The organism is Paracoccus sp. T5 (genome assembly GCF_048538155.2).
Classification (GTDB): Bacteria; Pseudomonadota; Alphaproteobacteria; order Rhodobacterales; family Rhodobacteraceae; genus Paracoccus.
This window is the reverse complement of sequence record NZ_CM135809.1, coordinates 2,654,084-2,679,747: the sequence shown is the minus strand read 5'-3', so window position 1 is coordinate 2,679,747 and position 25,664 is coordinate 2,654,084. Positions and strand designations below refer to the sequence as shown.

At 65.8% G+C, this 25,664-nt stretch carries 28 protein-coding genes and 1 pseudogene; 18 read left to right on the top strand and 11 right to left on the bottom strand.

Annotated elements, in window-relative coordinates; translation table 11 throughout:
• Positions 1-7: 7 nt before the first annotated feature.
• The 5 genes from ACNR9W_RS13145 to ACNR9W_RS13125 all read right to left on the bottom strand — a co-directional run bounded on the left by ACNR9W_RS13145 (position 8) and on the right by ACNR9W_RS13125 (position 4,814).
• Positions 8-1,219 (bottom strand): acetyl-CoA C-acetyltransferase, encoded by a 1,212-nt coding sequence (locus tag ACNR9W_RS13145; protein ID WP_419271165.1) that lies wholly within the window; start codon positions 1,217-1,219, stop codon positions 8-10.
• On the bottom strand, positions 1,216-1,857 hold the full coding sequence (locus ACNR9W_RS13140) for a glutathione S-transferase family protein (RefSeq protein ID WP_419271164.1): 642 nt from the start codon (positions 1,855-1,857) through the stop codon (positions 1,216-1,218). Before ACNR9W_RS13140 ends, ACNR9W_RS13145 begins: the two co-directional genes overlap by 4 nt.
• A gap of 273 nt (positions 1,858-2,130) precedes the next feature.
• A complete protein-coding gene (locus tag ACNR9W_RS13135) occupies positions 2,131-3,909 on the bottom strand; it encodes an acyl-CoA dehydrogenase C-terminal domain-containing protein (protein ID WP_419271163.1) in 1,779 nt (592 codons plus the stop codon).
• A gap of 4 nt (positions 3,910-3,913) precedes the next feature.
• Positions 3,914-4,312 carry a MerR family transcriptional regulator gene (locus ACNR9W_RS13130; protein WP_419271211.1) on the bottom strand — a complete coding sequence of 133 codons (399 nt, stop codon included), beginning with the start codon at positions 4,310-4,312 and terminating at the stop codon, positions 3,914-3,916.
• A 112-nt stretch (positions 4,313-4,424) separates the two neighbouring features.
• A complete protein-coding gene (locus ACNR9W_RS13125) occupies positions 4,425-4,814 on the bottom strand; it encodes a MerR family transcriptional regulator (RefSeq protein ID WP_419271162.1) in 390 nt (129 codons plus the stop codon).
• A 139-nt stretch (positions 4,815-4,953) separates the two neighbouring features.
• On the opposite strand from ACNR9W_RS13125, the gene ACNR9W_RS13120 reads away from it, so the two are divergent.
• Genes ACNR9W_RS13120 through ACNR9W_RS13110 form a run of 3 tightly spaced genes read left to right on the top strand, consistent with a single transcriptional unit; the run spans position 4,954 to position 7,212 of the window.
• On the top strand, positions 4,954-5,394 hold the full coding sequence (locus tag ACNR9W_RS13120) for a PaaI family thioesterase (RefSeq protein WP_419271161.1): 441 nt from the start codon (positions 4,954-4,956) through the stop codon (positions 5,392-5,394).
• Positions 5,395-5,398: 4 nt separating this feature from the next.
• Positions 5,399-5,899 (top strand): PaaI family thioesterase, encoded by a 501-nt coding sequence (locus tag ACNR9W_RS13115; RefSeq protein WP_419271160.1) that lies wholly within the window; start codon positions 5,399-5,401, stop codon positions 5,897-5,899.
• The gene (locus ACNR9W_RS13110) at positions 5,896-7,212 is read left to right on the top strand and encodes an MATE family efflux transporter (protein WP_419271159.1); all 1,317 of its coding nucleotides are present in this window, start codon (positions 5,896-5,898) and stop codon (positions 7,210-7,212) included. The genes ACNR9W_RS13115 and ACNR9W_RS13110 overlap by 4 nt, the downstream gene beginning before the upstream one ends.
• A gap of 206 nt (positions 7,213-7,418) precedes the next feature.
• Here the strand turns inward: ACNR9W_RS13110 and ACNR9W_RS13105 are convergent, their stop codons facing one another.
• Positions 7,419-7,733, bottom strand: a complete 315-nt coding sequence (locus tag ACNR9W_RS13105; protein WP_419271158.1) for a DUF1476 domain-containing protein — start codon at positions 7,731-7,733, stop codon at positions 7,419-7,421.
• A gap of 129 nt (positions 7,734-7,862) precedes the next feature.
• Between ACNR9W_RS13105 and purC the strand changes: the two genes are divergently transcribed.
• The 11 genes from purC (at position 7,863) to ACNR9W_RS13050 (ending at position 16,410) form a co-directional block, all read left to right on the top strand.
• Positions 7,863-8,624, top strand: a complete 762-nt coding sequence (gene purC, locus ACNR9W_RS13100) for a phosphoribosylaminoimidazolesuccinocarboxamide synthase (protein WP_419271157.1) — start codon at positions 7,863-7,865, stop codon at positions 8,622-8,624.
• Positions 8,625-8,638: 14 nt separating this feature from the next.
• Positions 8,639-8,878 carry a phosphoribosylformylglycinamidine synthase subunit PurS gene (gene purS, locus ACNR9W_RS13095; protein ID WP_419271156.1) on the top strand — a complete coding sequence of 80 codons (240 nt, stop codon included), beginning with the start codon at positions 8,639-8,641 and terminating at the stop codon, positions 8,876-8,878.
• 93 nt (positions 8,879-8,971) lie between these two features.
• On the top strand, positions 8,972-9,769 hold the full coding sequence (locus tag ACNR9W_RS13090; RefSeq protein WP_458478501.1) for an ABC transporter ATP-binding protein: 798 nt from the start codon (positions 8,972-8,974) through the stop codon (positions 9,767-9,769).
• 22 nt (positions 9,770-9,791) lie between these two features.
• Entirely contained in the window at positions 9,792-10,526 is a 735-nt protein-coding gene (locus ACNR9W_RS13085; RefSeq protein WP_419271154.1) for a transporter substrate-binding domain-containing protein, read from the top strand.
• 50 nt (positions 10,527-10,576) lie between these two features.
• Positions 10,577-11,458, top strand: a complete 882-nt coding sequence (locus ACNR9W_RS13080) for an ABC transporter permease (RefSeq protein ID WP_419271153.1) — start codon at positions 10,577-10,579, stop codon at positions 11,456-11,458.
• The gene (locus ACNR9W_RS13075) at positions 11,455-12,279 is read left to right on the top strand and encodes an ABC transporter permease (RefSeq protein ID WP_419271152.1); all 825 of its coding nucleotides are present in this window, start codon (positions 11,455-11,457) and stop codon (positions 12,277-12,279) included. The genes ACNR9W_RS13080 and ACNR9W_RS13075 overlap by 4 nt, the downstream gene beginning before the upstream one ends.
• 5 nt (positions 12,280-12,284) lie before the next feature.
• Entirely contained in the window at positions 12,285-13,619 is a 1,335-nt protein-coding gene (locus tag ACNR9W_RS13070; RefSeq protein WP_419271210.1) for a glutamine synthetase family protein, read from the top strand.
• 302 nt (positions 13,620-13,921) lie between these two features.
• Entirely contained in the window at positions 13,922-14,812 is an 891-nt protein-coding gene (locus ACNR9W_RS13065; RefSeq protein WP_458478500.1) for an AAA family ATPase, read from the top strand.
• A gap of 268 nt (positions 14,813-15,080) precedes the next feature.
• Complete coding sequence (locus ACNR9W_RS13060) at positions 15,081-15,452, top strand: hypothetical protein (RefSeq protein WP_419271150.1); 372 nt, start codon at positions 15,081-15,083, stop codon at positions 15,450-15,452.
• Between the two features lie 41 nt (positions 15,453-15,493).
• Positions 15,494-16,039, top strand: coding sequence for a DUF6634 family protein (locus tag ACNR9W_RS13055; RefSeq protein ID WP_419271149.1), 546 nt, complete (start codon positions 15,494-15,496; stop codon positions 16,037-16,039).
• On the top strand, positions 16,036-16,410 hold the full coding sequence (locus ACNR9W_RS13050; RefSeq protein WP_419271148.1) for a hypothetical protein: 375 nt from the start codon (positions 16,036-16,038) through the stop codon (positions 16,408-16,410). The genes ACNR9W_RS13055 and ACNR9W_RS13050 overlap by 4 nt, the downstream gene beginning before the upstream one ends.
• A 494-nt stretch (positions 16,411-16,904) precedes the next feature.
• On the opposite strand, the gene ACNR9W_RS13045 is transcribed toward ACNR9W_RS13050, so the two are convergent.
• Complete coding sequence (locus ACNR9W_RS13045; protein WP_419271147.1) at positions 16,905-17,033, bottom strand: hypothetical protein; 129 nt, start codon at positions 17,031-17,033, stop codon at positions 16,905-16,907.
• 88 nt (positions 17,034-17,121) lie between these two features.
• Between ACNR9W_RS13045 and ACNR9W_RS13040 the strand changes: the two are divergent.
• A pseudogene (locus ACNR9W_RS13040) lies at positions 17,122-17,903 on the top strand (IS5 family transposase).
• A gap of 421 nt (positions 17,904-18,324) precedes the next feature.
• Here ACNR9W_RS13040 and ACNR9W_RS13035 read toward each other — a convergent pair.
• From ACNR9W_RS13035 to ACNR9W_RS13020, 4 genes are all read right to left on the bottom strand, one after another.
• On the bottom strand, positions 18,325-19,029 hold the full coding sequence (locus ACNR9W_RS13035) for a PPC domain-containing DNA-binding protein (RefSeq protein WP_419269110.1): 705 nt from the start codon (positions 19,027-19,029) through the stop codon (positions 18,325-18,327).
• Positions 19,030-19,112: 83 nt separating this feature from the next.
• Positions 19,113-20,693, bottom strand: coding sequence for an acyl-CoA synthetase (locus tag ACNR9W_RS13030; RefSeq protein WP_419269108.1), 1,581 nt, complete (start codon positions 20,691-20,693; stop codon positions 19,113-19,115).
• Positions 20,690-21,859 carry an acetyl-CoA acetyltransferase gene (locus ACNR9W_RS13025; RefSeq protein ID WP_419269107.1) on the bottom strand — a complete coding sequence of 390 codons (1,170 nt, stop codon included), beginning with the start codon at positions 21,857-21,859 and terminating at the stop codon, positions 20,690-20,692. Before ACNR9W_RS13025 ends, ACNR9W_RS13030 begins: the two co-directional genes overlap by 4 nt.
• Positions 21,856-22,614, bottom strand: a complete 759-nt coding sequence (locus ACNR9W_RS13020) for an IclR family transcriptional regulator (RefSeq protein ID WP_419269106.1) — start codon at positions 22,612-22,614, stop codon at positions 21,856-21,858. The genes ACNR9W_RS13025 and ACNR9W_RS13020 overlap by 4 nt, the downstream gene beginning before the upstream one ends.
• A 199-nt stretch (positions 22,615-22,813) precedes the next feature.
• On the opposite strand from ACNR9W_RS13020, the gene ACNR9W_RS13015 reads away from it, so the two are divergent.
• From ACNR9W_RS13015 to ACNR9W_RS13005, 3 genes are read left to right on the top strand one after another with little or no spacing between them, the layout of a single operon-like run.
• Positions 22,814-23,821 (top strand): DctP family TRAP transporter solute-binding subunit, encoded by a 1,008-nt coding sequence (locus ACNR9W_RS13015; protein ID WP_419269104.1) that lies wholly within the window; start codon positions 22,814-22,816, stop codon positions 23,819-23,821.
• Between the two features lie 45 nt (positions 23,822-23,866).
• On the top strand, positions 23,867-24,346 hold the full coding sequence (locus ACNR9W_RS13010; RefSeq protein ID WP_419269102.1) for a TRAP transporter small permease: 480 nt from the start codon (positions 23,867-23,869) through the stop codon (positions 24,344-24,346).
• Positions 24,339-25,652, top strand: coding sequence for a TRAP transporter large permease (locus tag ACNR9W_RS13005; protein ID WP_419269101.1), 1,314 nt, complete (start codon positions 24,339-24,341; stop codon positions 25,650-25,652). The genes ACNR9W_RS13010 and ACNR9W_RS13005 overlap by 8 nt, the downstream gene beginning before the upstream one ends.
• The last annotated feature ends 12 nt before the right edge of the window (positions 25,653-25,664 follow it).

Genomic DNA, 25,664 nt, shown 5'->3' with positions numbered 1-25,664 from the left:
GGGGTCCTCACACGCGTTCGATGATGGTGGCCGCGCCCATGCCGGACGCGATGCACAGGGTCGCCAGACCCACCTGTTTGTCCTGCCGCTCCAGCTCGTCCAGCAGGGTGCCGATGATGATCGCCCCCGTCGCGCCCAGCGGATGGCCCATGGCGATGGCGCCGCCGTTGACGTTGACCTTGGAATGATCGACCTGGAAGGCCTGCATGAAGCGCAGCACGACCGAGGCAAAGGCCTCGTTCACCTCGAACAGGTCGATGTCGCTGATCGACATGCCGCTGTCGGCCAGGATCTTCTCGGTCACCGGCACGGGGCCGGTCAGCATGATCGTGGGATCGGTGCCGATCTTGGCGGTCGCACGGATGCGCGCGCGGGGCTTCAGCCCATGCGCCCGGCCGAACTCCTCGTTGCCGATCAGCACGGCGGCGGCGCCGTCGACGATGCCGCTGCTGTTGCCGGCATGGTGGATGTGATCGACATGGGTCATGTGCGGGTATTTCAGCATCGCCACCTTGTCGAAACCGGGCATCGCCTCGCCCATCTCCTTGAAGGCGGGGCGCAGCTTGGCCAGGTCCTCGGCAGTGGTGCCGGGGCGCATGTATTCGTCACGGTCCAGGATGGTCAGCCCGTTCTGGTCCAGGACCGGCACGATCGACTTGGCGAAACGGCCTTCCTCCCAGGCCCGGGCCGCGCGCTTCTGGCTTTCCAGCGCCAGCGCATCGGCCTCCTCGCGGGTGAACCCGTATTCGGTCGCGATGATGTCGGCGCTGATCCCCTGCGGCACGAAATAGGATCGCATGGCCAGGCTGGGATCGACCGCGATGGCGGCCCCGTCGCTGCCCATGGCGACGCGGCCCATCATCTCGACCCCTCCCGCGATATAGGCATGCCCGGCGCCGCCCCTGATCTGGTTGGCGGCCAGGTTCACGGCCTCCATGCCGCTGGCGCAAAAGCGGTTGATCGACAGGCCCGGAATGCGCTGGTCCAGGTCGGATGCCAGCACCGCACTGCGCGCGAGGCAGCCGCCCTGCTCCTTGACCTGGGTGACGTTGCCCCAGATCACGTCCTCGACCACGGGGCCCTCCAGCCCGTTGCGCTCCTTGACGGCGTTCAGCAGGCGCGCCGACAAAGCCAGCGAAGTCACCTCGTGCAGGCTGCCATCGGGGCGGCCCTTGCCGCGCGGGGTGCGGGCGGCGTCATAGATGAATGCGTCGGTCATTGGTCCTCCTTGGGCGCCCGGTCGGATGGATTGCCGGGCATCAGATCATAGGGGTGTTTCCAACCGGGCAGGGCGGCGATGCCCTCCAACCAGCGGTCGATATGGGGCCAGTCCCTGCGGTCGAAGCCGAAGGGCTCGGGGTAATAGAGATATCCGCACAGCGCGAAATCGGCGACGGTCGGGCCACCCGGCGCGACCCAGTCCCGGTCGGCCAGATGCGCGTCCAGCACCTGGTAGGCACCCTTCAGCCGCCCCTGCAGGTATTCGGCCGCGCCCACCGGGCGCTTGTCGGCGGGCAGGAAGTTCAGCAGGAACCGCGCCGGTCCCGCCTGCCCCGAGACCTTGTGGTTGTCGAACATCAGCCAGCGCAGGGTCTCGTTGCGGTCGCTGCCCAGGAACCTGCCCGCACGTTCGGCCACATGCAGCTGGATCACCGCGGATTGCGTCAGGGTCAGGTCACCTTCGCGAAAGACCGGCACCTCACCCATCGGGTTGATGTCCCTGAACGCCGGGCTGCGCCCTTCGCCGTTGAAGAAGTCGACATAGACGGGCTGCCAGTCATAGCCCGCCAGCTGCATCGTCAGCGCCGCCTTGTAGGCATTGCCCGATTCGCCAAAGCACCAGAGTTGCGCGGTCATTTCTATTCCTCCACGCCGGGGGCTTCGCGCCCCCGGACCCCCGCGGGGTATTTGGACAACAAAGAAGAGGCCGGTTTACCCCTTCTTCACCATGCGCCTTTACAACCGACGCTGCGGTACAGGCTGGGGAGCCGATGACCGCCAACGGAGAAGTCGCCCCGGCTCCTGGGCCGATAACGCCTTGCCGCTTGGAAGAGGGGAGGGGCCGGGGCGCAATCCGCGTTTCTTCGTTGCGAAAATACCCATCCTGGCCTCTCCACCTGTCCTGCCGGATCAGAAGGCTTCCGCCTCCAGTTCCATGACCGGCGCCGCCCCGGACTGGATGCGGGCCAGATGCGTCGCGGTCATCGGCAACTGCCGCTTCATGTAGTACCGGCCGGTCACCAGCTTGGTCCTGAGGAAGCCGGCGTCGCCTTCGCCCGCATCCAGCGCCGCCTGCGCGGCGACGGCCATGCGCGCCCACATGTAGCCCAAGGTGACATGGCCAAAGAGGTGCATGAAGTCGTAGCTGCCCGACAGGGCATCGTTGGGGTTCTTCATGCCGCGTTCCATGAAGAACATGGCCGCGGTCTGCAGGTCCTTGGACGCAGCCTTCAGGGGCGCGATGAAGTCGGCCACCAGGGCCTCGTTGTCCGACTGCTCCTTGCAGAAGGACTTCACCATGTCGAAGAAGGCCATGACATGCTTGCCGCCGTCCTGCGCCAGCTTGCGGCCTACCAGGTCCAGCGCCTGCACGCCGTTCGCACCCTCATAGATCATGGTGATGCGGGCGTCGCGGACGAACTGGCTCATGCCCCATTCCTCGACATAGCCATGCCCGCCCAGGATCTGCTGGGCCAGCACCGTGGTGTCAAAGCCCTTGTCGGTCAGGAAGCCCTTGACCACCGGGGTCATCAGCGACACCAGCCCCTCGGCATCCGCATCACCCGCCATGTTGCTGCGGTCGATCAGATGCGCCCCCCACAGGGTCAGCGCACGGGCACCCTCCAGGAAGGACTTCTGGTCCATCAGGCTGCGGCGGATGTCGGGATGCACAATCAGCGGGTCCGCGGCGGCGGCCGCGTTCTGCGCGCCCGTCACGGCCCGCCCCTGCAGGCGGTCCTTGGCATAGGCCAGCGCGTTCTGGTACGCGGGGATCGCACAGGCATAGCCCTGCAGGCCGACGCCCAGCCGCGCCTCGTTCATCATCGTGAACATGGCGCGCATGCCCTTGTGCAGGTCGCCCAGCAGCCAGCCGCGGGCGCCGTCATAGTTCATCACGCAGGTGGCGTTGCCGTGGATACCCATCTTGTGCTCCAGCGCGCCGACCGACACGCCGTTGCGTTCGCCCAGGCTGCCGTCCTCGTTCACCAGGAACTTCGGCACGATGAACAGGCTGATGCCCTTGGTGCCCTCGCCGCCGCCCGGCGCCTTGGCCAGGACCAGGTGGATGACGTTCTCGGCCAGGTCATGGTCGCCGGCCGAGATGAAGATCTTCTGCCCTGTAATCAGATAGCTGCCGTCATCCTGCGGCTCGGCCTTGGTGCGCAGCAGGCCCAGGTCGGTGCCGCAATGCGGCTCCGTCAGGTTCATCGTGCCTGTCCAGTCGCAGCTGACCATCTTGGGGAGGAAGGTGCGCTTCTGCTCGTCGGTGCCGTGGGCGTGGATGGCGGAATAGGCGCCGTGGGTCAGGCCCTGGTACATGTTGAAGGCCATGTTGGCGCTGACGAACAGCTCTCCGGTGGCGACGCCCATGACATAGGGCATGCCCTGGCCGCCATATTCGGGATCGCAGTCCAGCGCCGTCCAGCCGCCTTCCTTGACCGCCTCGAAGGCGCGGTCAAAGCCGTCGGGCGTGCGCACGACGCCGTTCTCCAGCCGGCAGCCCTGGCGGTCGCCGACGATGTTCAGCGGCGCCAGCACCTCGCTGGCCAGCTTGCCGGCGGCCTCCAGGACGGCTTCGGTAAAGTCGCGGTCCAGTTCGTCATGGCCGGGCAGGTCGGACTGCGACAGCTTCAGGACGTCGTGCAGGACGAATTGCAGGTCGCGGATCGGGGCAGAATAGATCGGCATGGCGTTATCCTGTGGACTGTTCGTGGGACGGGACGGAAAGCCGGTATTCCGCGTCGGAGATGTGCAGCCTGAGATCGGCGATCGCCTCGCTCAGCTCGGCATGCTGCCGTTCCATGTCGGCCAGACGCGCCCGCCCGACCTCGATCGTGCGGGCGATCTGGGTGCGGTTGGTGCCGCCGGGCTCGTAAAGCTCCAGCAGCTGGCGGATCTGTTCCAGGCTGAAGCCGAACCGCTTGCCGCGCAGGATCAGCGTCAGCCTGGCCCGGTCGCGCCGGTCGTACAGGCGGTGCTGGCCCCGGCGTTCGGGAAAGATCAGCTCGCGCGCCTCGTAGAAACGCAGCGTGCGGGGCGTGACCTCATAGGCATCGCACATCTGGCGGATGGTCATCAGCTCTTCGGACATGGGATGCGGCTTCTCCTCCTTCACCGGCGTTCCGTCCTTGTCCCCGACATATAGGGCCAAGTTGACGCGAACGTAAGCGAGACGCGGCGTCACGCCGCGCCCCGTCGTCCCGTCAGCCCTCGGCTGCGGGCATGCGCGACAGCTCGTCCATCGTCGTCTCGCGCAACTGCGCCAGATCGGCGCGCGCGCCCTTCAGATCCTCGATCTGCCCGTCCAGCACCGCCAGCTGGCGGTCGGCCATGTCGATCCAGACCTGGTACTGCTCGCGCGAGCCCTGGCGGTCATAGATCAGCAGCCATTGTCGGATCTCCTCCAGCGAAAAGCCAAAGCGCCGGCCGCGCAGGATCAGCGTCATCCGCGCCACCTCGCGCGGGCCGTAAAAGCGGGCGCGACCTTCCTTCCGGGGCTTCAGCAGCTCGATATATTCGTAATAGCGCAGCGTCCGGGGCGTCACCTCGAACCGGGCGCACATGTCCTTGAAGCTGATCTGGTCTTCGCTCACCCGCGACTCCTGTCGGATTTCCCTTAACGTCAGCCTAGGACGTCGGGGCCCACGACTCAACCGAATCGCTCAGGCTCCCGCGCGGGGGGTTGAGTGCGCGGGCCCCCCGGCGCTACTCATGACCAAACAGGAGCCCGCGATGACGCAAGACCCCGACACGACCGCCGCCGACCATGCGCGGATCGCGCAGCAGTTCATCGAGGCGATCCCCCATGCCCGCGCCCTGCAGATGCGCGTGGACGAGATCGGCGCCGGGCGGGCGGTCATCTCGATGCCCTGGGCCGAACACCTGGTGGGGGACCCGCGCACGGGGGTGATCCACGGCGGCGTCGTCTCGGCGCTGATGGACACCTGCTGCGGGGCGGCGGTGATGGCCCATCCCACAAACCCGCGATCGACCGCGACCATCGACCTGCGCATCGACTACATGCGCGCGGCTAAACCGGGACAGCGCATCACCGCGCGGGCCGAATGCTATCACATGACCCGCAGCGTGGCCTTCCTGCGCGCGGTGGCGGTGGACGACGACGGCGAAAATCCCGTGGCCAGCGCCACCGGCGCCTTCACGGCGGAAAGGTGAACCCATGGCCGACCGCAACGAGCCCCTGCACCTGATCAAGTCGCGCCGCGATTCGGCGCTGAACGCCCTTGTCTCGGGCGTGCCCTACATGACCTGGCTGGGCATCCGGTTCGACCGCCGCGGCGACGAGCTGACGGCGATCCTGCCCTTCGACGACAAGCTGATCGGCAACCCGCGCCTGCCCGCCATCCACGGCGGCGTCACGGCGGCCTTCATGGAGGTCACGGCGATCATCGAGCTTTCCTGGGCCGCCATGTGGGAGGACCTGGAATCGGGCCGCATCGCCCCCGACGCGGCCGTTCCCGACAGCCTGCCGCGCCTGCCCAAGACCATCGACTTCACCGTCGACTACCTGCGCTCGGGCCTGCCGCGCGACGCCTATGCGCGGGCGCGGGTGGTGCGGTCGGGGCGGCGCTATGCCTCGGTCCAGGTGGAAACCTGGCAGGACAACCGCTCGCGGCTGATGGCGCAGGCGACGGGGCATTTCCTGATGCCCCAGCCATGACCGACCTGACTCATCGCCGGGTCCTGAACATCGCCCTCCCCATCGTCCTGTCGAACCTGACCGTGCCGCTGCTGGGTCTGGTCGACACCGGCGTCGTAGGCCAGCTGGGCCTGCCCGCGGCGATCGGAGCGGTGGGCATCGGCGCGATCATCCTGACCTCGATCTACTGGGTCTTCGGCTTTCTGCGCATGGGCACGTCGGGGCTGGTGGCGCAGGCGCATGGCGCGGGCGACGCGGCCGAGGTCGGCGCCCATCTGCTGCGGGCGCTGGCGATCGCGGCGGCGGCGGGCCTGGTCTTCGTGGCGCTGCAGGTGCCGATCTTCTGGGCAGCCTTCCGGCTGGCCCCGGCCTCGGATGCGGTCGAGGCGCTGGCCCGCGACTATCTGGCGATCCGCATCTGGGGCGCGCCCGCGACCATCGGCCTTTATGCGATCACCGGCTGGCTGATCGCCGTGGAACGCACCCGCGCGGTGCTGGCGCTGCAACTGCTGCAGAACGGGCTGAACGTCGCGCTGGATATCTGGTTCGTGCTGGGCCTTGGCCTGGGCGTGGCGGGCGTCGCCTGGGCCACGCTGATCGCCGAACTGGCCGGGCTGGGCCTGGGCCTGTGGCTGGCGCGCCATGTCCTCGGCCGCGCGATCCGGGCGGCACGCGGCACCGCCACGCTTTTCGCCGCGGACAAGCTGAACCGGCTGGCGCGGGTCAACGGCGACATCATGATCCGCTCGGTCCTGCTGCAGGGCTGCATGACCAGCTTCCTGTTCCTGGGCGCGGGGCAGGGGGACGTGCCGCTGGCCGCAAACCAGGTCCTGCTGCAGTTCCTGGCGCTGACCGCCTATGCCTTGGACGGCTTCGCGTTTGCCGCCGAAAGCCTGGTGGGGCAGGCGGTGGGGGCGCGGCACCCGATCCGCGTGCGCCGCGCCAGCCAGCTGACCTCGGCCTGGGGCCTGGGCGGAGCGGTGGCGCTGGGGCTGGTCTTCGTGACCGGGGGCGGGGCGATCATCGACCTGCTGACCACCTCGCCCGAGGTCCGGGCCGAGGCACGCCTCTACCTGCCCTGGCTGGGCCTTGCGCCGCTGATCGGGGTCGCCGCCTGGATGCTGGACGGCATCTTCATCGGCGCCACCCTGACGCGGGAAATGCGCATCGCGATGATCCAGTCCGTCGCGGTCTTCGTGGCGGGCGTGCTGGTCCTGCCGCCGATCTGGGGCAATCACGGCCTCTGGGCCGCGCTGATGGCGCTGAACACGGCCCGCGCCGTGACCATGCTGCGCCTCTATCCCCGGGCCGAGTCCGCGGCCCAGCCCGCCTGACCGGGCCGCCTGTGTACAACCGGTGCACATCCGGTGCACAGCTTGTGCACGTCCGGTGCGCTTCCATCCCCAGCAATGGCTGGCAAAAAGGCCTCCGACCGCCCCGCGCGTTGCAGATTACACCCATGCAACGCGCCCCGCCCGTTGCGCATGAAAAAAGGGGGCGCAACGCCCCCTTCGGTCCAGTCGTCGGCCAGCCCCGTGGATCAGCTCTCGTCCACGATCTGGCGGCGGGCCACGTCGGTCAGTTCGGCCATCTTGGCGCGGATCGTGGCGCCGTCGGCCTTGCCCTGCAGGTCGCCCTCGACCTTGCGGAACACGTCCTCATCGCCCGGCTCCTCGAAGTCCGAGGTGACCACGCTCATCGCATAGGCGCGGGCGTCGTCGCCCTCCTTGCCCAGCATCCCGGCCGCCCATTCGCCCAGCAGGCGGTTGCGCCGGGCTTCCGCCTTGAAGCGCAGATCGGCGTCATGGGCGAATTTCGCCTCATAGGCGCGTTCACGGTCGTCGAACGTGGACATGGGTCCCTCCTGCTGTCTCCTGTTTCCGATATGCCCATTGGCGGGACTTGTCGCAAGCCTCGTATTGCTACCGATGGGCTTTCTGCGCTAAGCGGCATCTTCAGGGACATGCGAAAGGACGGTGGGCCCATGGCACCGCGGCGCAAGAAGGTTTACGAAGGCAAGGCAAAGATCCTCTACGAGGGCACTGAACCGGGCACGCTCATCCAGTATTTCAAGGATGACGCGACCGCCTTCAACGCGCAGAAGCGCGCCACGATCGAAGGCAAGGGCGTGCTGAACAACCGCCTGTCCGAGTTCTTCATGAACGGTTTGACGAATATCGGCGTCCCGAACCATTTCATCCGCCGCATCAACATGCGCGAGCAGTTGATCCGCCAGGTCGAGATCGTGCCGCTGGAAGTGATCGTGCGCAACTTTGCCGCCGGTTCGCTGTCCAAGCGGCTGGGCCTGGAGGAGGGCGCGCTGCTGCCCCGTCCCATCGTCGAATACAGCTTCAAGAACGACGAGCTGGGCGACCCGATGGTGTCCGAGGAATACATCATCGCCTTTGGCTGGGCGACCCAGCAGGACCTGGACGACATCGTCAGCCTGGCGCTGCGCGTGAACGACTTCCTGTCCGGCGTGTTCTACGGCGCCGGCATCAAGCTGATCGACTTCAAGATCGAGATCGGCCGCGTTTGGGACAACGATTTCATGCGCCTGATCGTGGCGGACGAGATCAGCCCCGACAGCTGCCGGCTGTGGGACGTCAAGACCGGGCAGAAGCTGGACAAGGACGTGTTCCGCCGCGACCTCGGCAGCCTGACCGACGCCTATACCGAGGTGGCGCGCCGGCTGGGCCTGATGCCCGCGAACACGACCAGCCTGAAACCGACCGCGATCAACTGAAAGGACGCCCCGCCATGAAAGCACGTGTGACCATCATGCTGAAGGACGGCGTCCTGGACCCGCAGGGCGAGGCAATCCGCCACGCGCTGGGGGGACTGGGCCATGGCGGCGTCTCGGGCGTTCGCCAGGGCAAGCTGATCGAGCTGGACCTGGCCGCCACCGACCCCGAAACCGCCCGCGCCGAGGTGACCCGGATGTGCGAGGGGCTGCTGGCCAACACCGTGATCGAGAAATATTCGATCGAGATTGCCTGACCTTTCGTCCTGACGCAGCGGCAACCTGCCTTATCGGCAGGTTGCCCGCTTCACCCCGTTGCAAATGGGGCGCTTTTGACGCCCAATGCGCGGATGATGAGCAAGACCCCTTCCCAAGCCGACACTCCGCCGGTCATCCAGATCACCGGGCTGCACAAGGCCTATGGTCCGCTCGAGGTGCTCAAGGGCATCTCGATGACGGCGCCGCGCGGCCATGTGATCAGCCTGATCGGGTCCTCGGGCTCGGGCAAATCCACGCTTCTGCGCTGCTGCAACCTCCTGGAGGACAGCCAGGCCGGCGAGATCCTGTTCGAGGGAGAGGCCGTGCGCTGGAAGGGCCAGGGCCAGTCCCGCATGCCCGCCGACCGCGCGCAGGTGACCCGGTTCCGCACCAACCTGTCGATGGTCTTTCAGCAGTTCAACCTGTGGTCCCACATGACGATCCTGCAGAACGTCATGGAGGCCCCGGTCACCGTCCTGGGCGAGGACCGCGCCGAGGTCGAGGCGCGGGCCCGCGACCTGCTGGACAAGGTGGGCATCGGCGACAAGGCCGGGGCCTGGCCCGCGCAGCTGTCGGGCGGCCAGCAGCAGCGGGCGGCCATCGCCCGCGCGCTCTGCATGCAGCCCAAGGCGCTGCTCTTCGACGAACCCACCAGCGCCCTTGACCCCGAACTGCAGCAGGAGGTGGTCAAGGTCATCAAGGATCTGGCCGCGGAGCATCGCACGATGATCCTGGTCACCCATGACATGCGGCTGGCCGCCGATGTCAGCGATCACGTCGTGTTCCTGCACCAGGGCGTGATCTGCGAAGAAGGCCCGCCCGCGCGGCTGTTCGGGGACCCGCAGACCGACCGTCTGCGCCAGTTCCTGTCCGCCACGATGGCCAATTAAAGACGAACAGGAAAGGTAAGACATGAAACTTCTGACGATTGCTGCTGCCGCTCTGGCACTGACCGCCGGCCTGTCGCAGGCCCAGACCATCCGCATGGGGACCGAGGGGGCCTATCCTCCCTACAACTTCATCGACGACGCCACAGGCGAGGTCACGGGCTTCGAGATCGAGCTGGGCAACGAGCTCTGCGCCCGGGCCGAACTGGACTGCACCTGGGTGCGCAATGACTGGGATTCGATCATCCCGAACCTGGTGTCGTCGAACTACGACACGATCCTGGCCGGCATGAACATCAACGAGGAGCGCAAGCAGGTCATCCAGTTCACGCAGCCCTACACCCCCGCCATGCCCTCCGCCTATGCGGCGCTGTCGGCCGATGCGGATGTCGAAGGCGGCGTGGTCGCGGCGCAGACCAGCACGATCCAGGCGGGCCATGTGGCCAGCACCGGCGCGACGCTGCTGGAATATCCCAACCCCGACCAGACCGTCGCCGCCGTCCGCAATGGCGAGGCCGACGCGGTCTTTGCCGACAAGGACTTCCTGGCCCCCATCGTCGAGGAATCGAACGGCGAGCTGGTCTGGGTCGAGGGCTTTGACACCGTCCCCCTGGGCGAGGGCATCGGCATGGGCCTGCGCCAGTCCGACACCGAGTTGCGCGACAAGTTCGACACCGCCATCACTGCGATGAAGGAAGACGGCAGCCTGAACGCGCTGATCCTCAAGTGGTTCGGCGAAGACGCGCTGGTCTTCGAATGATCTGACCCGCCGCCGCGGGATCGTCCCGCGGCGGCCTTCCGGGACCCAAGATGTTTTCCTACTGCACCGATCCGTCCTCGCTCGAAGGGCTCGTCTGGCTGTCGTGCTATCTGACATCCGGCACACATCTGCTGTTCTATGCCAGCTTCGGAACGGTGCTGATCCTGCTTGCGATCACCGCGCCCGTCGCGCTGCTGTTCGGCTATGGCGGGGCCATGGCCGCGCGATCCCAGTTCGCGCCGCTGCGCTGGTTCGGCAAGCTCTATACCTCAATGGTGCGCGGCGTGCCCGACATCATCTTCTTCCTGTTCGTGCCCATCGCGCTGGACCAGGGGTTCGAATGGCTGCGCCACCAGGTCCTGTGCGACAGCGGCCAATCGGTCTGGCAGGGCAATGATTTCGTCGTCTGCGATGCCGCCAAGCTGCCGCTGAACACCAGCGCGGCCTGGGTCCATGACGCCTATGGCATCTTCCTGGCGGTCGTCGCCTTTTCCGTGGTCTTTGGCGCCTTCGCGGCCAACGTGCTTTTTGGCGCGATGCAGGCGGTGCCGCGCGCGCAGCTGGAAACGGCCGAGGCCTATGGCATGACCCGCCGCCAGGTGACCCGCCGCGTGCTGGTCCCGCAGATGTGGACCTATGCGCTGCCGGGCCTGTCGAACCTGTGGATGATCCTGATCAAGGCCACGCCGCTGCTGTTCCTTCTGGGGGTCGAGGACGTCGTCTACTGGGCGCGCGAACTGGGCGGTGCCAAGACCAGCGCCTTCAGCTATCCCCATCCCGACTGGCGGCTGTACTATTTCCTGGCGCTGCTCGTCTTCTACCTGCTGATGACCTGGGCCTCGGAACGGGTGCTGGGCCGCGTGACGCACCGGTTGTCGCGCGGGCAGGCGACGATGGGCGGCGAGGCGCAGCGCAAGGGGGCGGTGGCATGAGCTGCACCCAGACCATCATCGACTATGGCCTGCGCTCGATCGGGATCGGCGAACGCCTGCTGCCGCGCGAGGGCTATGACCTCTGCCAGCAGTTCACCCTGATCGGGTCGGGCCTGATCTGGAACCTCTATTTCGCCATCCTGGCGCTGGCCATGGGCTTCGTCCTCGCCACGGCCGTGGCGATGGCCAAGGCCAGCCCGCGTTCCTGGCTGCGCAGGCCCGCCAATGCCTTCATTTTCCTGTTCCGCGGCAGCCCACTGTTCATCCAGTTCTTCATCGCCTACGAGGCGCTGGTCCTGCTGCCGCGGGCCGGCGTCGACATCCTGGGGCTGACCGTGCAGACCAGCTGGCTGACCAAGGCCTGGGCCGGGGCGCTGATCGTCCTGACCCTGAACACCACCGCCTATACGGCGCAGATCTTTCACGGCGCGCTGATGTCCGTCCCGAAGGGTGATGTCGAGGCCGCCGACGCCTATGGCATGACCGGCTGGACGCGCTTTCGCCGGGTGATCTGGCCCACCATGCTGCGGCTGGCCTGGCCCTCCTACACCAACGAGGCGATCTTTCTCTTCCACGCCACCACGCTGGTCTACTTCTCCGGGTTTCCGGCGTTCCAGCAGCGGGGGGACGCGCTTTACTACGCCAGCTACTTTGCGGACCGGACCTTCAATCCCTTCGTGGCCTATCCGATCGCCGCCGCCTATTTCATCGTCGCCACGCTGCTGCTGATCTGGCTGTTCGGCCGCGTGAACCGTCGCCTGAACCGCCACCTGCTGGGGCAGGGCGGGCGCGTCAGATACCGTCCTTTGCTAGTGAGATGACCAACATGGAATGGCTGCGCGAACATCCCGAGGTAAAGACGATCCGCGTCGCGGCCGCCGACCTGAACGGAGTGGCGCGCGGCAAGCGTCTGCCGGCCCGCAACGCCCTGGCGCTGATGGAGGGGGGGACCAAGTTCCCCTATTCGGTCCTCAACCTGGACATCTGGGGCGAGGATGTCGAGGACAGCCCGCTGGTCTTCGAGGCCGGCGACCCCGACGGGCTGCTGATGCCGACCGAGCGGGGCTTCCTGCCCATGCCCTGGCTGGATGCGGCCCCCACCGCGCTGCTGCCCCTGTGGATGTTCCACCCCGACGGGCGCCCCTATGACGGCGACCCGCGCCAGGCGCTGGCCCGCGTGGCTGAACGTTACGCCGCCGCCGGCCTGACCCCCGTGGTGGCCACCGAGCTGGAATTCTTCCTCATCGACGACAGCGGCCGGCAGCTGCGCGTGCCCCCCAGCCCGCGCTCGGGCAAGCGGCGGACGGGGGGCGAGGTCCTGTCGCTGCGCGCGCTGGATGCCTTCGATCAGTTCTTCACCACGCTCTATGATGCCTGCGAATCGATGGACATCCCGGCCGACACGGCGATCTCCGAGGCCGGGCCCGGCCAGTTCGAGATCAACCTGATGCATCAGGCCGATCCGCTGAAGGCGGCCGACGACACTTGGCTGTTCAAGATGCTGGTCAAGGGCGTCGCACGTTCCTACGGCTTTGCCGCCAGCTTCATGGCCAAGCCCTACGAGGCGTTTTCGGGCAACGGGATGCACATGCATTTCTCGATCCTGGACCGCGAGGGGCGCAACATCTTCGACAATGGCGGCGAGGAAGGGTCCGAGGCGCTGCGCCAGGCCGTCGCTGGCTGCCTGCGCGCCATGCCCGGATCGACGCTGCTGTTCGCCCCGCACGAGAACAGCTATGACCGGCTGGTCCCGAACGCCCATGCGCCCACCGGCATCGGTTGGGCCTACGAGAACAGGACGGCCGCAATCCGCATCCCCTCGTCAGGGCCCAAGGCACGCCGGATCGAGCATCGCGTGGCGGGGGGTGACGTGAACCCCTACCTGACCATCGCCGCGATCCTGGGCGCCGCCCTGAATGGCATCGAGGACCAATTGCAGGCGCCGCCGCCCTTCAAGGGCAACGCCTATGACCAGCATCTGGCGCAGCTGCCCGGAGACTGGGGCGCCGCCATCGAGGCCTTCGATCAGTGCCCCCAGATCCGCCGCATCCTGCCCGCGCATCTGGTCGAGAATTACCTGATGACCAAGCGGCAGGAACTGCACTATATGGCGGAGCTGTCGGATGAGGAGACGGTCGAGCTGTATCTGGACACGGTGTAGGTGTAGAGGCCCCCATAAAACTGCCATTTCGGGGGTTTTCTGCCATTTCGACAACCATAACGCTGCCATTGGGTGGCGTTCCATCGGACTAATTCAACTTTTTCATCGACTTATTGGTGTCGATGCCGGACTGGACATCGCAGCGCCTGCGGCGTTCCTGCTGCGGGCCGCTGGCTTGACGGCGTGGCCGTCGGATCTCAACACTTCCTCCTGACCCGGGTCCTTCCTGAAACCAGCGTCTGCGCCTTCGGGCCAGCCGCATCCGGCCGCGGATGAGCGGCTGGTTCATGCGAGGACCGACCATGCGAAACCACCCCTTCATCAGGGCCAGGATGCCTGACCCGGACGTGTCGGCGCGAATCATCGCCAAGGACCTGGTGCTGCACCTGCTTCGGCTTCGCGCCGCTCGCGCTGGCGTCGATCTGTCCCGGCATGAGGACGAGAGCCTCTACGATCTTGCCTGCATGGGTTCGGTTCAGGGCATCAGCATGCCGCAGAAGGACCAAAGGCGCGTCAACAGGCGGGCCAGCCGGCTCCATGATCGCGTCCTGCGGGAGTCGGGGGTCGGGCATCTGGACAAGCAGGACCGCGAGCGGCTGTCGCCCCTGAAGGACGGCGTCAGCCTTGCCAGGATCTCCGACGAGCATCAGGCCGATGTCCTGGCGGCGACGCTTCACGAAGAGATGCCGTGGATGGCGCCGGCGACCGAACATGCCTGGAACGCCATGCGCAGGTCCGTGCGCGAAGGTCATCCCGGGTTCCGCCTGCCGCCGGTGATCTTCGACGGCCCGCCGGGCATAGGCAAGACCCACTGGGCACGGCGGCTGGGCGAGCTGATCGGCGCCGGCAGCCTCGTGATCGACGCGACCAGCGAAGGGGGCAGCTTCGCAGTGGTCGGCTCTCAGCGCGGCTGGTCGAGCGCCCGCCCGGGCCGCGTGTTCGAGTTCGTGCTGGAGCGGCTGTCGGGCAATCCTCTCGTGGTCGTCGACGAGGTCGAGAAGGCGGGCGATGTCAGGTCATCCAGCGGACATTCCCATGCCCTCGCCCCCGCGCTGCTGCCGCTCCTTGAGCCCGTCACCGCAGCAGACTGGAGCTGCCCCTACTTCCGGGTGCGCTGTGACATGTCGTGGATCAGCTGGATCCTGCTGAGCAACAACCTAGCGCCGCTGCCAGAGCCGCTCATCAGCCGCTGAACCGTCCTTCGGCTGCAGGACGTGGAGCTGCCCCACGTGATGGCCTTTGCGGAACGCCAGGGACGCGCCCGCGGTCTATCCGGAGCCTCGATCTCGGCCATCGTCGATGCCCTGGCAGTGGTCGCGCCTCATGCAGAGGCGAGGACGAGCCTTCGGACGGTGCTGAGGATGCTCCAACGTGCCCTCGACATGGAAAACAGGCCGGTGGCGATGTGAGATGTCCCACAAGCAAAGAATGACAGGCCGTGGCAGAGCGCGCCTTCGGGCCTTGCGCAGGCAGATCCTCAGCGGCGTCAAGATGATCAGTGGCGATGAAGCACGTGCAATACTGGGTCGGCCGGATGCATGTCCATCTTGGTGCAGCTTGCCGAAGGAGGGCTGCCTTCTGCGCGTCCGTATTGCCGGGAGCTGGAGATACCCTGTCTTCCAGTTCGACCTGACCAACCGCCGGATCGACCCCGGCTTTGTCCAGATCCTGGCTGCTGCCAGAGCGGCAGAGTGGAGCGACCTCCGGCTGCTGAACTGGCTGATGCGCCCGCATTTCGATTTTGACGGAGTTCCAGCCGAAGCCTTGCAGGATCCCGACGGCGCCGTCCTTGCGGCGTTCCTCAGGGAGATCGAGCCAGAGTGCCACGGGTAGCTGCGAATGAAGCCGGTGATCCTGGGGCCGCAGTGCTCTCGATGGAAGCATCGAGTGAGCGACCGCCATTTGTGGCCACGCCCAGTGAAGCAGACACCATCATGGAGATCGAAATGCATGACCCTCACAGTTTCATCCGCCTTGCCAAGGCTTCCGTTGCCGCGCTCGAGCGAGGTCCCACGCCTGAGGATCTCGCCGAGGCACCTCTGGCAGATCTTTGGGCCGTTCTCGTCAAGGGTGAAGACGATCTTCCGGCCCTCTGGGCGCAGGTCTCCGGGCATCCGCTGCTGGGCGATTGCCAAGTCATGACGTCGGCCTTGGTCGGGCTGAACCGTGACGCCGGATGGGCCAGGACGATCAGCCGGTGGTATCGCCTTGGCACACCGTTCCCGCGTGCAGTGATCACGCTCGCCTCCTCCGGCCATGATCCGAAGCGGAGAACCGGCTACCTGCCGCTGTGGTCTTCGGGGTATCTGGCGCTTGTGGACGAGGCGCTCCTCGAGGCGAAGATCGCGCGCCTCCTGGCGCTGTTGAAGAACCTCGATGCGCACATGGAGAGCGGCGCTACGGCGAGGAGGTTGCAATGACAGCAAGACGATCAAAACGAGGCAAGAAGGCCGACGATGGCGGGGGCAGCCTCCTGGAGAGGATGCGGTCCGCCAATCCTGCAGGCGCGGCCTTGCTTGATCAGCACCGGGCAAAAGCTGATCTTGCCATGGCCCTGCGGGCAATGCGCAAGACGAAGCAGATGAGCCAATCCGATCTTCGACATGCATCGGAAGAACTCGACCGGCCGCTGACACTGTCGATGATATCACGGCTGGAAAGCCCGACGGCTGCCTTGCCCAACCTAGAAAACGTTCTCCGCTACGCCGCAGCCTGCGGGGCCCAGGCAGAGCTATCGTTCCTGTTCAAGACAGCGGATGATCGTCACATCCTCAAGGTCTCATTGTCCTGACGAAGGCTGTCGACAGGCCGAACGGCACGCTCCGAGCCGGTGAAGAGGGACGGCAGGTGGCGGCGCCATTGCGGACTGTCGACCCTTTTCTAGCGTAGCAGTGCAGCTTCCCCGAAGCGACATTAGATCTTGCCGTGGCGAAATTGACCGGTCAGCGTCTTCTCTGCTGGACGTGGTTTTTGTCATTCTCCCAGTAGCGGCCTGGCAGCGATAGTCCACAATGCGGCTTCTGTAAACTCAGCGTTCCAGCATGGCGCGGCAAGCTCGACAGTCCAGCGTCTGCTACACAGAAACTTGGCCCCGGAACGTCTCCCGGTATAGCGTAGCGCTTGCTTCAGCGTGCGCTGCTCCTCTCCCTGCCCAGGAAGGTTAGCCGAAAACTCCCAATTTCTAACATTCTAAGTTTCAGGGAGAGCAGAGCAGGAGCTAAGCTGCAACTCGCCATTGCCCCAGCTTTAGCTCCTTTTGTTCGGCTAGCATGACAGTCCTAGACCTCAAGCTTCTTGATCGAGGTAGTCCAGCATCCTCCCGTGCGTTTCATCTTTTACATCGAGTGCGGGGATAAACGCCGGATTGAAGCAATACTGGATATCTCCATTTGATCTTGAGATGCGTATGGTCATCTTCTTCATATCGTATCCGTAGGCCGCGTTGACAAAAGGGATTCCGGTTCGCTGACAGCTATGATTCAAGCTCACCTCTGCGTTGGAGGTGAGCTTGGCACGCAACTTGATGTCGGATGACGAGTGGGCATTCTTTGAGGGCTTCATCCGGGGTGTCCGGCATGCGAACGGACGAAAGCCTGTAAATCATCGCCTTGTTTTGGAAGGTGTTTTCTGAATCGCACGAACTGGTGCGCCTTGGCGGGATCTGCCCCAGGAGTTTGGCAAGTGGTTCTCAGTCTATCGCCAGTTCCGGCGCTGGACGCTGGCCGGGCTGTGGGAAGATGTCCTGGACGCGCTGAACCATGCCGGGCTCGTCCCGGACAAGCTCCAGATGATCGACAGCACAGTCATCAGGGCCCGCCATCATGCGGCCGGCGCAAAAGGGGGGCTTCGAAAGAGGCTCTTGGCCGTTCAAGAGGTGGTTTTTCGACCAAGATCCACCTCCGCGTCAACAGCGCTGGCCTCCCTATGAGGACCGAGATCACGCCGGGTCAGGATTCAGACTATGCCGGCTATGATCTGGTGATGGCCGACAACCTGCCGTCGCCTGCTGTTTTGGTGGCTGACAGAGGCTACGACTCTGACAAAATCCGAGAAGATGTTGAGAAACGCGACGCCGTCTCGATGATCCCGATGCGCAAGAACCGCAAGGTCCGAAAGACCGTGGAGATGACCCTCTACACCCTGCGCAACATGGTCGAACGCTGCTTCAACAAGCTGAAGAACACTCGCAGGCTCGCGACACGCTATGACAAAACAGCCGCCAGCTTTCTTGGCTTCATTGACATCGCCTGTGTCAGGCTGTGGCTCCGCCATTTGTCAACATGACCTAGGCGACAGTTGATAGCTCTAAACGACGGTAGTAGGCCGTTGAGAGATAATCTAGAGTTCCGTTCGCTCTTTTCGCAGGAACGACCGCTCTCCGCTATTGCTGCGGCTACTTTGCCGCGGTGCCGTCAGCCCGCTTTTCGCCCTCTCCGCTCCGGAGCTGGAACCTCGCGCTTAGGCTGAATGGCCGCTATAGCGAGATGCTGCAAATGCTATGCACTTCGGGACCGGGCAAATACCCAGCTCCGTCGGGTTCCGGCTAAACTTCTGCTGATGAGATGCGCTGCCGACGGATCGGGCGGGTGCCACGCGAGGTAAGGTCGCTTCAGCCCACGTCGGCAGGATCTACCGGACGCGGGGTAGATTTCGTGTTTAAGTCCCTCAATGCCCATTGTCGGATGACCTGGTCAGCTTTGGCTTGCTAAGCATCGATCAACAGCAATTCCGCCGTGATGCAGACCATGTTTGATCCTGAGAGCACGCCTTGATGCACTGTGCCTTCCTGACCGACCGAAGCGATGCGTAATCGGGCGCAATCCTGGCCTAGGATCAGGATCTCAGTCGCTGGGCCGGGCAGTGAGGCGCATGTAGAGAAGCGCGTGCCGATCAGGCTGCCGAGGCCGAGGACACGCGTGCGGCCGCGCGTCAAGGCGTTGATCGTGGGCACAAGGTCCATATGCGGGCGGAGTCGCACAAGTCGCGCAGGAAGTCCTCCCGAAAGCCGCCGGGGTCGCGGACCGGGACTGAACAGTGGAAAGCCCGTCTCGGCGTCGGGCCCGCGGCGGAACACGGCACCATCCAAGTGCCATCCGCTGATCTGGACGCTGCGCGACAGTTGCGTGGCTTCGGGACGAAGGTGGCCCATCTGCAGGACGCCCGTGGCGTCGGTCCAGAGGCCGTGTGCATGGATCGCGCGCCCTTGGCCCAGATGCAGGCCGGCGGTGACGATGCGAGCACTTGGGCCCAGGATACGGGTATCGCTGTAGAAGGCCACGCGCCCGTCGCCCGGCGGCGGCGCCGGGATGACGAAGGACAGCCGATCACAGGATAGATCCTCAAGCATCAGCCAAGCGGCAGTGATCCCCGCATGCCGGGCGGCAACGGCAACGGCGCGGTCCAGCGGCAACCCTGCCCTCAGTCGCAGGCGCACGGGATGCGCGCGGCAGGGAACGACCTGGACGCGCTGTCGATCCGCCGGGCCGGGATGAATCAGCATCCCGGCTGCGGCCATTGATTACGGGCGATCAACTCCTCACGGATCATCTTGCGGGTGACCTTGCCATAGGCGGATTTAGGCAGCGCGTCCCAGATCAGCAGGCGCTTGGGTCGCTTGTAGCTGGCGATGCGCGGGGCTAGCCAGTCCAGCACCGCCTGCGGGTCGGGTGTCGTGCCCGCGCGGGGGACGCAGACGGCCAGTCCGGCCTCGCCCCAGACGGGATCGGGCGTGCCCAGCACGACCGCTTCGGACAGGTCGGGGTGGGTGAGCAGCTTTTCCTCGATCTCGCGCGGGTGGATGTTCGATCCGCCCGAGATGAACATGTCCGACGACCGCCCCGTCAGATAGAGGAACCCCTGCGCGTCCATGTGGCCAAGGTCGCCGGTCAGGAACCAGCCGTCGCGAAAGGACTTTGCATTGGCATCCGGGTTGTCGTGATAGCCGGAGAAAACGGCGGGGCCGATGACCGCGATCTCTCCGGTCTGGCCGGTGGGCAGCTCAGTGCCTTGGTCGTCCTGGACCTGCACCTGCATGCCGGTGCGCGCCAGCCCGCAGGTGCCGATGCGCATGTGCGCGTCGTCGGGCGAATGATGGGCGGGCGGCAGGACGGTGATGTTGCCGGTGACCTCTCCCAAGCCAAAATACTGGACCAGCACCGGACCAAGCGTCTGGAGCGCTCGGACCTGGTCGGCGCGATACATCGGCGCACCGGCATAGATGACATAGCGCAGGCTGGAGTGGTCATGGCGCGCGACTGACGCATCCTCGACCAGCAGCTTCAGGATGGTGGGGACGGTAAACATGTTCGTCACCCGGTGCCGTTCGACCAGCGACCACAGATGGGCCGCGTCGAAGCGGTCGCCGGTGGGCAGGATGGTCGGCACGCCGCGCGCGATCTGGGTCAGCGCGTGGATGCCTGCTCCATGCGACAGCGGTGCCACCACCAGCGAGATGTCTTGTTCCGTGGTGCCGGGCATCAAATCGCAGAGGTGGTTGGTGACGACAAAGGCCATTTGGCCATGGGTCAACACCGCGGCCTTGGGATGTCCCGTCGTTCCCGAGGTATAGAAGAACCAGGCCGGATCATCGCGCGTGACCGCGGCTTCGGGCGGCATCCGGCCCATGTGGCGCGCGATCAGCGCCTCGTGGTCAGGGCCCAGGGGCGATGCGCCGATGGGGATGATCGCCGGGATATGGGCTGCGCAGGCGGCAGCATGGTCCGGAAACTGCGCGCCGCAGAACATCGCACGCGCGCCCGAGGACAGGGCCAGATAGGCCAGATCATCGGGCGACAGGCGGAAATTGGCGGGCACCCAGACCGCGCCGATGTGCCAACAGGCGAACATCGTCTCCAGCATCTGCAAGCAGTTGGAGGATTGCACCAAGACGCGGTCGCCCTTGGTCAGGCCAAAATCGCGCGACAGCGCGTGGGCCAATGCGCCGACACGGGCCTGGATTTGCGCCCAGGTGGTGACATGGTCGCCATGGATCAGGGCAGGGGCGTCGGGCAGGCGGCGGGCGTTCTGGGTGAGGAAATGGCCTAGGTTCATCACCCGGTCCGAAACGGGGATCATCGCACCCGCTCCAGGATCGAGACATAGTTCGTCACCGCCGCGCCCCCCATGTTGAAGACGCCCGCCATGGTCGCGCCGGGCAGTTGCATGTCGCCGGCATCGCCGCTCAGCTGCATCGCCGCCATGACATGCTGGGACACGCCCGTCGCGCCGATGGGGTGGCCGCGTGATTTCAGCCCCCCAGACAGGTTCACCGGAAGCCGCCCGTCGCGATGGGTCACGCCGTCGCGGATCACGCGGTGGCCCTGACCGGGTTCGGCCAGGCCCATCGCCTCGTATTCCAGCATCTCGGCGATGGTGAAGCAGTCGTGGGTCTCGACCAGCGACAGGTCGTCCAGGGTCACGCCCGCGCGGTCCAGCGCCTGCGTCCAGGCGGCGCGGGCGGCGCGCATCGCCAGCATGTCGCGCCGCGACAGGGCCAGCGGGTCGTTGGCCTGCGCGCGGGCGCGAAAGGCGATGGCGCGGCGCATCGTCTGCGCGGTGTCCGCATCGGCCAGCACCAGCACCGCCGCCCCGTCCGAGATCAACGAGCAGTCGCTGCGCCGCAGCGGTCCCGCTACGCGGGGGTTGCGGTCGGACACGGTGTTGCAGAAGGCCACGCCCAGATCCTTGCGCATATGGGCATAGGGGTTCAGCATTCCGTTTTCGTGGTTCTTGGCTGCGATCATGGCCAGTTCCTGCGAGCGGTCGCCGTAGCGCTGAAAATAGCTGGCCGCGATCTGCCCGAAGAGGCCCGCGAAACCGGCGTCCACCTGCGCCTCCTCGGCATGGAAGCTGGCGCCCAGCAGGATGTCGCCGACCTCTGCGGTAGGGGTGGCGGTCATCTTTTCCGCGCCCACCACCAGCGCGATGCGGCCCCGGCCGGCAGCGATGAAATCCATCGCGCCATGCAGGGCGGCAGAGCCTGTGGCGCATGCGTTCTCGTATCGTGTGGCGGGAACATGGGCCAAGTCGGGGACCGCTATGCCGACCAGCGCGCCCTGAAAATCCTGCGGCGAAAAGCCGTTGTTGAAGACGCCGGTGAAGATGCCGTCCACGTCCGCTGCCGTGATGCCGGCATGGTCCAGCGCCAAGGGCACGGCCTCGGCCATCAGGGCGCAGGTGTCGGGGGCGTCGGACTTGCCAAAGCGCGTGTGGCTCCAGCCGACGATCATCGGGTCGGTCATGTCTGTCTGTCCTTGGTTGGCTGTGCCAGGCGGGCCTCTATCCGGGCGGCCTCGGCGCGCAGATGGCGGGTCAGGTCGGGCAGGCGGTCGGGGCGCATCCGCGCCTCGACCGTGGCGATGGACAGGGCGCCCGCGAGCCGCCCGTCAGGATGATTAAGCGCGATGCCCAATCCCCACGACCCCTCGATCACCAAACCGGGGTTCAGGGCCACGCCATCGGCCCGGGTGCGCGCGATCAGGTCGCGCATCCGGTCGTGGGTCAGCGCCGGAAAGCTGTCGGCCAGCACGGGGGAGATGGCGCGCAGGATGGTGGCGGCCTCATCGTCGGGCAGGGCGGCCAGCATGGCCAGCGACCCTGCCCCGACGCCCAGGGGGTGCGTCTGGCCCGCGACCAGCGCATGGCTGCGCAGGGGATAGCTACCCTCCTCGCGCATCAGGCACAGCGAACTGGCCCCGCGCCGCACCGACAGCAGCGCCGCATCGCCCGTGATCTGCGCCAAGCGCATGACGCTCTCGCTGGCCGCTGCAATCAGGCCGGGGCGCCGCGCGGCCTGCGCACCCAGAACCTGCATCTGCGCGCCCAAGTAATAGCGGCTGCCCGCGTCCTGTTCAGCCATGCCCGCGCGGATCAGCGCCAAGGCCAGCCGTCGGACGGTGGCCTTGTTCAGCCCGGTGCCGGCCACCAGACCGGCCAGCGTCGCACCCTGATCACCGCTGGCGCCAATCAGGGACAGCAACAGGAGTGCCCGGTCCACGCTTTGCGCGCCGGTATCAGCAAGGTCCACATTATGAACAGATGGGCTGGGCTGACTCATACGAAATCCCGTTTCTTACAAGCAGGATGGCAAAGGAATTGCGTTTCGCGCAAGTTTTTTCCTTGCCACATTGCAGAAGGTCGCACCATGGTATGAACCGACGCCACGGGAGGGTGGCAGGTTCAGGGAGGGGATTGCGATGTCACAATTGGGATGGGGACGGCTGGCGCTGGCCACGGCTTTGGTTTCGGCAATGGGCATGGGGGCCGCGCTGGCCGAGACGCTGCGCCTGTCGCACAACACCGGCGATGGCACGACCTGGCACAAGGGGGCCGAGCGGTTCGGCGAACTGCTGGCCGAACGCACCGACGGAGAGATGGCGCTGCGCGTGTTTCCGAACGCCCAGCTGGCCGGCGGCGACCAGATGCGTCAGGCCGACATGGTGGGCCGGGGCGCGCTGGATTTCGTGATGACATCCGCCATCAACGTCACGCCGCTGGTGCAGGAGATGGCGGTATTCTCTCTGCCCTATATGTATGAGAACTATACCCAGGTGGATGCCACCACCGCCGACGGAGGCCCCGCCGAGGCGCTGCGCGAGATACTGCGGGGCAAGGGAATCGAGGTGCTGGCCTGGGGCGAGAACGGGTTCCGCGAGGTTACGAACAACACCCGCCCGATCAAGACTCCCGCGGACATGCAGGGCCTGAACATGCGCGTCGCGGGGCCGATGTATATCGACGTGATGAACGCGCTTGGCGCCAACCCCCAGCAAATGCAATGGACCGAGACGCTGACTGCGCTGCAGCAGGGCGTCGTCGACGGACAGGAGAACCCCGTTGGCGCGGTGATCATTCCCCAACAGGTCTACGAGGTGCAGAAATACCTGACGACTTGGCACTATTCCTATGACCCGATCTTCTTGGGCATCTCCAAGGAGAAATACGACGGCTATGACGCCGAGACCCAAGCCATGCTGCGCGAGGTGGCGGCCGAGGCGATGGATTACCAGCGCCAGATCACCCGCGAGGGAACCGAGACCGGTGTTGCCTTCCTGCGCGAGAAGGGGATGGAGGTCTATGAGCCCAGCCCCGAGGAGCTGGCCGCCTTCCGCGAGGCGACCCAGCCCGCTTTTGACCAATGGGCCGAACGGGTCGGTCCCGAACTGGTCGCGGCCTTCCAGGATGCCATCGCGCAGGCGAAATAATCAGGACGGGGAGCGCCCCGCGCCCCGCTCCGCCCGGAGGTCCCCATGCTGTCTTTCCTGTCGCGCGAGGCCGAGCGGCTGATCTGTGCCGTGCTGTTCCTGGGCATGACCCTCCTGGGGTTCGCCAATGTGGTGGTGCGCTATGCCACCAACTATTCGCTGGCCTCGTCCGAGGAACTGCTGACCAACGGGTTCCTGCTGCTGACCGTCTTCGGCGCGGCTATCGCGGCGCGGCAGGGACAGCACTTGGCGGTCACGGCTTTTGTATCAATGCTGCCGCGCCGGGCAGGGCAGGCGGTCGTGGCGCTGTCCGTGATCCTGTCGGTGGGCCTGCTCGTTGCGTCTGCCTGGCTGGCTCTGGGGGCGGTGCAGGTGCTGTATCTCAACGGACTGACCTCCTACGCGCTGCGGATCCCGATGTGGTATTACCAAGCGGCGGTGCCGTTCGCGTTTCTGCTGATCGCCTGGCGGTTCGTGCAGCATGCGATCGATGAATTCCGGCAGGCGGGGACGGATCATGCCTGACATCGGCCCCGGCACGCAGATGATCGTGCTGTTCTTCCTGCTCCTGGCGCTGCGCGTGCCGGTGGCATTCTCTCTGGGCCTGTCGGCGCTATACGCGATGTGGCGAATGGGCTTCGGGCTGGAACTGGCGGGTGATCTGATCACGGCGGGCGTGGCGCGCTATTCGCTGCTGGCCATCCCTTTCTTCATCCTGGCGGGTGCCTTGATGGGCAGCACCGGCATCGCGGAACGGATGATCCGCTTTTTCCGGGTGCTGGTCGGCGGCTTGCCCGGGGGCATGGGAGTGGTTGGCACGGTGGTGTGCCTGTTCTGGGGCGCGGTGAGTGGCTCGGGGCCTGCGTCTGTCGCGGCCATCGGCCCGATGATCATCAAGGGCATGGAGGAGGACGGCTACACCCGCGCCCATGCCGCGGGCCTGGTCTGCGCCGGGGCGGCGCTGTCGATCGTCATTCCGCCCTCGATCGGGCTGGTGCTGTTCGGGGTTATCGCCGAGGTGTCCATCTCCCAGCTGTTTGTGGCGGCCATCCTTCCGGGGCTGTTCATGGGGCTGACCATGCTGGCCGTGCTGCCCTTCATCGCGCCGAAAGGGGCGGGCGGGTCGCTGGATCGGCTGGTCCCCGACCCCCATGGGGGCCTGCCCTATGCCCCGCGGCTGTGGCGCAGTTTCCGCGACAGCTTTTGGGGATTGATGACGCCGGTGGTGATTCTGGGCGGGATATATTCTGGCATCTTCACACCCACCGAGGCCGCGCTGGTGGCCACCGTCTATGCGCTGCTGGTCGGCGGCCTGATCTATCGCAGCCTGCCCCTGCGAGCGCTTTACGACACGCTGGCTGATGCGGCAGCATCTTCGGCAACGGTGATGCTGATCGTGGCCTATGCGGGCCTGTTTGGATGGGTCATCACAGTTGAGGATCTGGTTGGAACCTATTCCGGCGGCCTTCTGGCGCTGTCGGACAACGGGTGGGTGATCCTCTTGGTGATCATGTTGATCCTGCTGGTCGCGGGCATGTTCATGGACGCGATCACGGTGATGTTCATCACCTTGCCCATCGTGCTGCCGGTGATGCACGAGCTAGGCTGGGACCCGGTCTGGTTCGGGGTTGTGGTGATGATCAACCTGGCCATCGGGCTGATCACCCCGCCGGTAGGCGTCAACCTGTTCGTGGCAGCAAATGTGGCCCGTTTGCCCATCGAGCGGGTGGCGCGGGGGGCGCTGCCGTTCCTGGCCGCCACCCTGGCGGGTCTGGCCGTCGTTGCGGCCTTTCCCCAGATGTCGCTGTGGCTGATCCACTGGCTGAGATGATTTCCTGAAAGG